The sequence below is a fragment of the Acinetobacter sp. YH12135 genome, assembly GCF_013418565.1.
In the GTDB taxonomy this organism is placed as follows: domain Bacteria; phylum Pseudomonadota; class Gammaproteobacteria; order Pseudomonadales; family Moraxellaceae; genus Acinetobacter; species Acinetobacter towneri.
In genome coordinates, this window is record NZ_VPBU01000027.1 from 26,214 (window position 1) to 33,964 (window position 7,751).

At 41.5% G+C, this 7,751-nt stretch carries 7 protein-coding genes and 1 pseudogene; 7 read left to right on the top strand and 1 reads right to left on the bottom strand.

Annotated features, from left to right (window positions below):
* Window positions 1-2: 2 nt before the first annotated feature.
* The 7 genes and pseudogenes from FTU70_RS12825 (at window position 3) to FTU70_RS12855 (ending at window position 7,390) form a co-directional block, all read left to right on the top strand.
* A complete protein-coding gene (locus FTU70_RS12825) occupies window positions 3-1,832 on the top strand; it encodes a TonB-dependent siderophore receptor (protein WP_168418571.1) in 1,830 nt (609 codons plus the stop codon).
* Window positions 1,833-1,971: 139 nt separating this feature from the next.
* Complete coding sequence (locus tag FTU70_RS12830; protein WP_180060681.1) at window positions 1,972-2,556, top strand: cob(I)yrinic acid a,c-diamide adenosyltransferase; 585 nt, start codon at window positions 1,972-1,974, stop codon at window positions 2,554-2,556.
* Between the two features lie 155 nt (window positions 2,557-2,711).
* On the top strand, window positions 2,712-3,425 hold the full coding sequence (locus tag FTU70_RS12835) for a glycerophosphodiester phosphodiesterase (protein ID WP_180060682.1): 714 nt from the start codon (window positions 2,712-2,714) through the stop codon (window positions 3,423-3,425).
* A gap of 291 nt (window positions 3,426-3,716) precedes the next feature.
* Window positions 3,717-4,883 (top strand): acyl-CoA desaturase, encoded by a 1,167-nt coding sequence (locus tag FTU70_RS12840; protein ID WP_180060683.1) that lies wholly within the window; start codon window positions 3,717-3,719, stop codon window positions 4,881-4,883.
* Between the two features lie 124 nt (window positions 4,884-5,007).
* Window positions 5,008-6,453: a YdiU family protein gene (locus FTU70_RS12845; protein ID WP_154320364.1), complete on the top strand. Its 1,446-nt coding sequence runs from the start codon at window positions 5,008-5,010 to the stop codon at window positions 6,451-6,453.
* Between the two features lie 127 nt (window positions 6,454-6,580).
* Window positions 6,581-6,874 (top strand): annotated as a pseudogene (locus tag FTU70_RS12850) (MmcQ/YjbR family DNA-binding protein); the annotation flags it as partial.
* Window positions 6,875-6,934: 60 nt separating this feature from the next.
* Window positions 6,935-7,390, top strand: coding sequence for a helix-turn-helix domain-containing protein (locus FTU70_RS12855; RefSeq protein ID WP_004973749.1), 456 nt, complete (start codon window positions 6,935-6,937; stop codon window positions 7,388-7,390).
* 265 nt (window positions 7,391-7,655) lie between these two features.
* Here FTU70_RS12855 and FTU70_RS12860 read toward each other — a convergent pair.
* On the bottom strand, window positions 7,656-7,751 hold a 96-nt coding region (locus tag FTU70_RS12860), incomplete at its 5' end, for a transposase domain-containing protein (RefSeq protein WP_004785112.1).

Here is a 7,751-nt window from a genome sequence, read left to right on the forward strand (position 1 = left end):
TCATGTCTACTCTTTTTCAGCCTACTGCTTTAGTGGGCGCAATTGCGCTTGCAATGGGTTTTTCAACTTCAGTTTTTGCTGCAGAATCGCAAGATCAGCGTGTGGTGAATGTTGCTTTAGATACGCTTGTTGTTACTGCTTCACGTAGTGAACAAAATATTAAAGATGTTCCTGCGCGGATTAATATTATTGAGCCAAAGATTTTGGAACAGTCCCCGATTGCATCACTGCCTGACTTATTAATGACTGACCCAGCGATCACAGTTGTTCAAAGCGGCGGTTATGGTCAAGCATCATCTATTTTCTTACGTGGAGCCGAATCTGATCAAGCATTAGTCTTGCGTGACGGTGTGCGACTAAATTCAGCAACCTCTGGCGCTGCTTCGCTTCCATTTATTGATACAACCGACATCAAGCAAATCGAAGTTCTTAAAGGCCCAGCATCTGTTCTATACGGTACAGATGCAATTGGTGGTGTTGTACAACTTATCACAAAAACACCAACTAAAAACAGTGCTTTCATCACTGGTGAAATGGGTGAAAACAATACCTATAAAAGCATCATCGGTGCAGACTTCGCCCAAGACGGTTATTATGCTCAGGTTCGCGGTCAGCGTTTAGAGACTGATGGCACACCAGTAAAAGACTCAAAAAATGCGTCTAATGCATCCTTTGATCAAAAAGGCTATAGCGCAAAGCTGGGAATTGAACAGGATGGCTATGTTGCATCTGTCGATTTCAGTGAGAACCAAGGAACAAGTCAATACGATAATAACGGCAACAACATCAGCCAAGATTTTAAAAATCAGATTATCAATTTAAAAGGCCGTGTGAATCTCAATCCTAATCTTTCTTTAAATGCTCGCTTATCACAATTTAAAGATGATATTGATCAAAACAGTTCAACTGATTTCATTCATAGTAAAACTCAAGAAGCTGAGTTGTATGGGCAGTGGCAATTTACGCCTCACCAGAATATTTTATTAGGTAGCACTTACAGAGAAACTCAAGGTAATGTGATTTCTTATGGTTCTCCTTATAAAGGTGATATAGATTCTGCTGGTTATTACATACAACATCAATATCAAAACAATGGGTTAAATACACAGCTTGGTCTACGTGTTGAAGATAATGAAAAGTTTGGCACACATACTGTTGCACAAGGTGCCGTACGTTACCAACTACTGCCATTAACCAGTATTTACGCCAATATTGGTTCTGCATTTAAAGCCCCAACGTTGAATGATATGTACGCCTACGGTGGTAACCCAGATTTAAATCCAGAAGAAAGTATTTCTTATGAAATTGGTTTAGATCAGAAATTGGCTTACAATATTTCTACTGGATTTTCGTTGTATTCGACAAAAGTTGATAGCTTAATCGATTATGACAATACCAAAAACTTAATGGAAAACATTGATAAAGCCAAAATGGAAGGTGGTGAAGCCTACATCAAGTGGCAAGATGACAACCTATATATCAATCTTGGCTATAACTATGTTGATGCAAAAGACGAAAAAACGAATGCTAGTTTAAGCCGTCGTCCGCGCCAAAGCGCAGCTTTAACTACTGGCTGGGCTGATGACAAAATTGGTTTTTCTACCACACTAATGGCAAATAGCTCATACGACAACAGCGCCTATGATGATATTACGATTCCAGGGCATCTCAGAATTGATATGCACGGTTTCTATAACATCAATCCAAATATGAAAGTTTTTGCAAACATTCAGAATATTGGTGATACAGGTTATAAAACCGCTTACGGTAGCGGCAGCTACTACATCAACGGCGGTCGCCTCGCTTCAGCAGGTGTAACTTTCCGCTACTAAAACCCGCATAACAACAAAAACTTTAAAACAGCGCAGTTTATGGATAATGTAATGACCGACATTATCCTTTTTTATTGCGCCAGCTTTTATTTCTTACAACCAAGTAAACGCAACTTTCACTTTCAAACAAGGAACGATCATGGGCCACCGTTTAAGCAAAATCTACACCCGCACAGGCGATTCAGGCACAACAGGACTGGGCGATGGCTCACGTGTCGCCAAAGACGACTTACGCATTCATGCACTGGGCGATGTCGATGAACTCAATGCCTGCATAGGCGTATTGCGCTCACAAATTACACATAGCAACATTCAAGACAAAAACACTTGGGACAAATCGCTTAGCCTGATTCAGCACTGGCTATTCGATTTAGGCGGTGAAGTCTGTATCCCCAATTACCATCTCGTACAACCACTTGCGATTGAGTTCCTAGAACAAGACATTGACCGCATGAATGAAAGCCTGCCAATGCTCAAAGAATTTATTCTGCCTGCAGGTACATTGGCATGCAGTTATGCACATCAAGCCCGTGCCGTATGTCGTCGTGCAGAGCGCAGTTTAATGACCGTACACAACTGTGATCAAAATATTCAGGCACCATCTTTGCAATTACTAAATCGACTGTCTGACTGGCTATTTGTCGCATCGCGCAGCTTGCAACGCGCCGAAGGTGGCAGCGAAGTACTTTGGCAAAAAAATATCAATGACAGCATTAGTAACTGACATCGGAAACTAAAATAAAGTCCTGATTTTACATCTAAAAAATCACGTCGGATGCTGCTTGAACTTTCACAGTATCCGACCAAAATAAGAGTTGTCATCCCTCTGTCACGTCGTACTTGCAAAATGAAAGCAAACCTTCAATTCATGGGCACATTATGCGCATAATTGGTCATCGCGGTGCGCGTGGCGAAGCACCTGAAAACACGCTTGGTGGTTTTGAATATATTCAAAATATTGGTATTCGTGCCGTCGAATTTGATGTGCGTCAACTCAAAGACAACGCATTAGTGGTCATGCACGATGATCAATTCATCCGTACAACAGGACAAGACAAAGCGCTGTACGAATGTAGCCTGGAAGATTTAAACCATTATAACCACGCAGTGATGTGGTCAGACTGGAATAAAGTTGAAACCACGCCCCTACTCAATCAGACCATGACCATTATTCAAAATTTTGATCATATTGAGGTTGAGGTTAAAGCAGTTAATTCACATGCCGATGCCGAAAAAATCACTCAAAGCCTAGAGCAACATTTACAGGGCTTTGAACACAACGCCATCATCACCAGTTTTGATCCTAAAATTCATTGGGCATTGCAACAACAAAAATCACGCTTTAAACGTGGTTTGTTGGTAGAAGATGATTTGCAATACCAAGCCATTGATCAAGCTTTAGCATTAGGTTGTTGCCAAATTGGCTGGATGAACGAACTCGCCACCGATGCCCTCATTCAAGCCACACAACAGGCCAAACTGAATATTAGTGTTTGGACAGTCAACCAAATTGAACGCGCCAAACAACTTAAAGATTTGGGTGTTCAGGGTCTAATTACCGATTATCCAAAACTAATGATGCAACACTTGTGAAGTGCAGGCTAAGCGCATATATATGTTTAAATAACCGATTTTCTGTGCAGGTTTGGCTGTCATACCGCACATTTTCGTAAAAACCTACAAATACCATTATATTCTGTTACCACCCAGTACAATACAACTGTACAATAATGCTGTGATCGTGAATACGCTCATGCTAATATGCGAAAAAATTAATCCCTATAAACTTTAATACTATGATCATTTCCTTCGGGCAGATCATGATTTTATAACGGATTAAGCGTCTACTTATACCTCCCAAAGGTTCTAGGAGTGCTGTTGGAGATGAATGCTCCCTTACCCAAAGCCCCAATCAACTGGATTGCCATCTTTGCACTGGTTTTCTTACCTATTGTTGCCGTGATTGCAATTCCTTGGTATGCCTATCACCATGATTTTAGCTTAGCCGCTTGGATCAGTATGTTTGTATTACTTGGCGTAAGTAGCTTGGGTATTACAGCAGGTTATCACCGTTTATGGGCACACCGTGCCTACGAAGCTACGCTTCCTTTAAAAATTCTTTTGATGATTATGGGGACTTTTGCCGTTCAGAACAGTATTTTGTTCTGGGGTTCAGGTCACCGTACCCATCACCGCCATGTTGATGATGTCGAAAAAGACCCATATTCAATCAACAATGGTTTTTGGTTTGCACACATGGGCTGGATGTTACGTGACTACCCTGCCGCAGAGCCAAACTTTAAAAATGCGCCAGACTTGTTAAATGACAAGTTGGTGATGTTCCAACACAAATACTATATTCCGCTCGTGATTGCAGTTCACGTTGGCATTTTGGTGCCAATTGGTTGGGCTGTAGGCGATATGTGGGGCGTGTTGTTATTGGGCGGTTTAATGCGTCTGATTTTAAGCCACCATGTTACCTTCTTTATTAACTCGCTGTGCCACATGTGGGGTTCGCGTCCGTATACTGACGAAAACACCGCGCGTGATAACTTCTGGTTAGCAATTGCCACTTGGGGCGAGGGCTATCATAACTATCACCATATTTTCCAGTACGATTATCGTAATGGCGTAAAATGGTGGCAATATGACCCAACCAAATGGTTAATTTGGACATGCTCAAAGTTGGGCTTAGCGAAAAACTTGCGTCGTATTCCAAGCTTTAATATTAAAAAAGCAGAATTGGCGATGCGTTTTAAATATGCAGAGCAAGACTTGGCAGTTTATGGTCACAATGTAAATGATGACATTGGTCAAGTTAAAAGCCGTCTTGCGCAAGAATATGATGCCTTTACCCAAACCCTGAACGATTGGGCAAAGTTAAAAGAGCAAGAAATTCAGGCGAAAAAAGCGTCTGTAGCTGAAAAAATTCACCAAATGGATGACAAATTAAAAGTTGAATTCCAGTTGGTTGAACAGCGTCTTTCACACCATCGTGAAACATTGAACTTGCTGATGCGTAACCTAAAAAAGAACCCTGTATCTGAATAAACCTCTGTTCTGATGCACTGCGAAAGCCCTGACCTGTTCAGGGCTTTCTGCATTGTTAGGCTACAGTTTTTAAAGTCCAAGTTTGCTATAGTGAAACTCACTTTGTGCCAAGCGCTTCATCATCATGCAATTTAATCCACGTTATCCAACCCTGCCCGCCCGTCTTTATCACATGCAGCAGCCTTTACCTTTAAAAGGTGCAAAAGCAGGACACTTTAATGCTGCATTGGCAAAAGAACTGCAATGGACAGCAGAGGAACAACAACAATGGGTTGAAATTTGCAGCGGACAAACCACGTTTAAAGAATTTCCTGCTTTGGCAATGGTCTATGCGGGACATCAATTTGGTCAGTGGGCAGGTCAATTGGGCGATGGACGCGGTTTACTTATTGCGCAAGTTTTGGACACACAACAACGTACAATTGATCTTCATTTAAAAGGTGCAGGTGCAACGCTTTATTCACGTATGGGGGATGGACGTGCCGTGTTACGTTCAGTGATTCGTGAATATTTGGCAGGTCATGCTTTAAATGCGCTGGGTGTGCCATCAAGCAATGCAGTTGGATTTACCTCATCTACTCAAGGCGTACAACGTGAAAAATTAGAACTTGGCGCAATGCTATTACGCACATCAGACTGTCATATTCGTTTGGGACATTTTGAATGGATCAATCAGTATCAACCTGAATTACTGCCTGAATTTGTGCAAAAGTGTATCGAATGGCACTATCATGAATGCTTGACAGCCGAACAGCCTGTACTCGCCTTTGCTACACAAGTCATTCAACGTACCGCTGTCATGATTGCCAAATGGCAATTGGTCGGTTTTGCGCATGGCGTGATGAACACCGATAATTTAAATATTACAGGTTCAACACTCGATTTTGGCCCTTATGGCTTTATGGAGCGTTTTCGTCCCAACTGGATCAACAACCATTCGGACTATCAAGGACGTTATACCTACCAACAACAACCGAGTGTGGCACACTGGAATTTGTGGGTTTGGTTGAACAATTTAATTCCGCTTGAACAAAACCCAGATCAGAAAGAACACTGGAAACAAGCACTGGCAGCATGTTTAGAGCATTTTGAACCGACTTTTTTAGAGCATTACAAACTTGGTTTATGTGAAAAAATGGGACTACCAAGTTTCCACAAAGACAGTTTTGACTGCGCTACCAACTTCTTACGCATTTTGCAAAGTGAGCAACTGGATTACACCCAAAGCTTTATCCGCCTACAAAATAAACAATACACAGAAATACTGGATGATTGTTTGGATCGTCGTCAGTGGGAAAGCTTTTTAGCGCAGTATTTACAGATTCGTGAATATCAAGACACCGATGATTTAGATGCTGCAATGCAACAGGTAAACCCTCACTATATTTTGCGCAATCACATGGCACAAAAGGCGATTGAGCAAGCAGAGCGTGATGATTTTTCAGAAGTTGAGCGTTTATTTAACTTGCTCAGCCAGCCGTATATTCAGCAAACAGCATTGGAAAAACCTGAAGATTTAGCACCTTTACCAAGTGATGTGCCAGAAGTGATGGTGAGTTGTTCATCTTAATACTGATGCACTCGCCAAAGGACGTTTAGAATTCCAACAAAGTTATACACATTTTCTGTGGAAAAAGCTGTGGTTATCCACAGGATAAACTTTTCGGGGAAAATAAGTGGCACAAACACCGTCATCTATGCATCAAATCGCAGCAAGGGTTGCAACACAATTGCCTGCGGTTAGCCTGAGCGAACCTTTTGGTGATGGCTGCTTGGTGCATAAAATTTTCGATAAAGTATTTATGCTGAGTCTGTATTTAAATGGTCATGCCATCATCAATCTAAAAGTTAAACCTGAGCATGGTGCGATGTTACGTGATTTTTATCCTTATATTCGTGCGGGCTGGCACATGAATAAACAACATTGGATTTCAATTTTTGCAGATGACAATTTAGATGAGCAATTGGTGCAAGATTTGGTCTTAAACTCGTAAGTTGACAAAAATAACTAATCATGCGAAAAAGTTTTTTTAGTTAACAGATGTTCACACATGCCTCGAATTGTTTCTGTACCACTTAGTTTAGAACAGCGAGAACGACTCATTTTTCTGGCCAAGCATGCAAAACATTGGCGTGAAAGACAACGTGCCCAAACTATTCTCTGGCTTTCTGAAGGTAAAAGTGTTGCGGAAGTTGCCACTCTACAAGAACGTATCCCAGAAACCATAAGGCTACAACGCCGACGTTGGGAATTGTATGAGTTTGAATCGATTAAAGAAGGTCATCGCTCAGGTCGGCCCAATACATTGATCTCAGACTATCAGGCGAAAATCCTAGATTGGGTCAATACAAGTCCACTCAATGCAGAACAAATCCGAGTCAAACTACATGAAGAATACGAAGTGTCCGTGTCTGTTGAAACCATTCGTAAGTTTTTACGTGATTCAGGTATGGTCTTCAAGCGTACCCGTCATAGCTTGAAAAAAAAGAGATCCGATTGCATTTGAACAAGCAACACAGCAGATTGAAAAATTACGAGAGCAAGCGGCACGTGGTGAAATTATATTAGGTTATGTTGATGAAACAGGGTTTTCATCTACACCTGATAACCGCTATGCGTGGACAAAGATAGGTGATGTTCATGCGGTTGATGCAATAAGATTAAAACGAGTTAATGTCATGGGGTGTTTGCTTTCAACGGGGAAACTGGTGACAAGTTGTTTACAAGAGTCAGTTACAAGGTAAGCGTCCGCTGAATCCCATACCTATTTTTTAATTCGATTTAGGTTTCCAGCAGTGCGGCAGCAATTCTTCAATTTGGGTCACTTTGTGTGTCGGTAACCTTTTCAGCACATCACTTAAATAGGC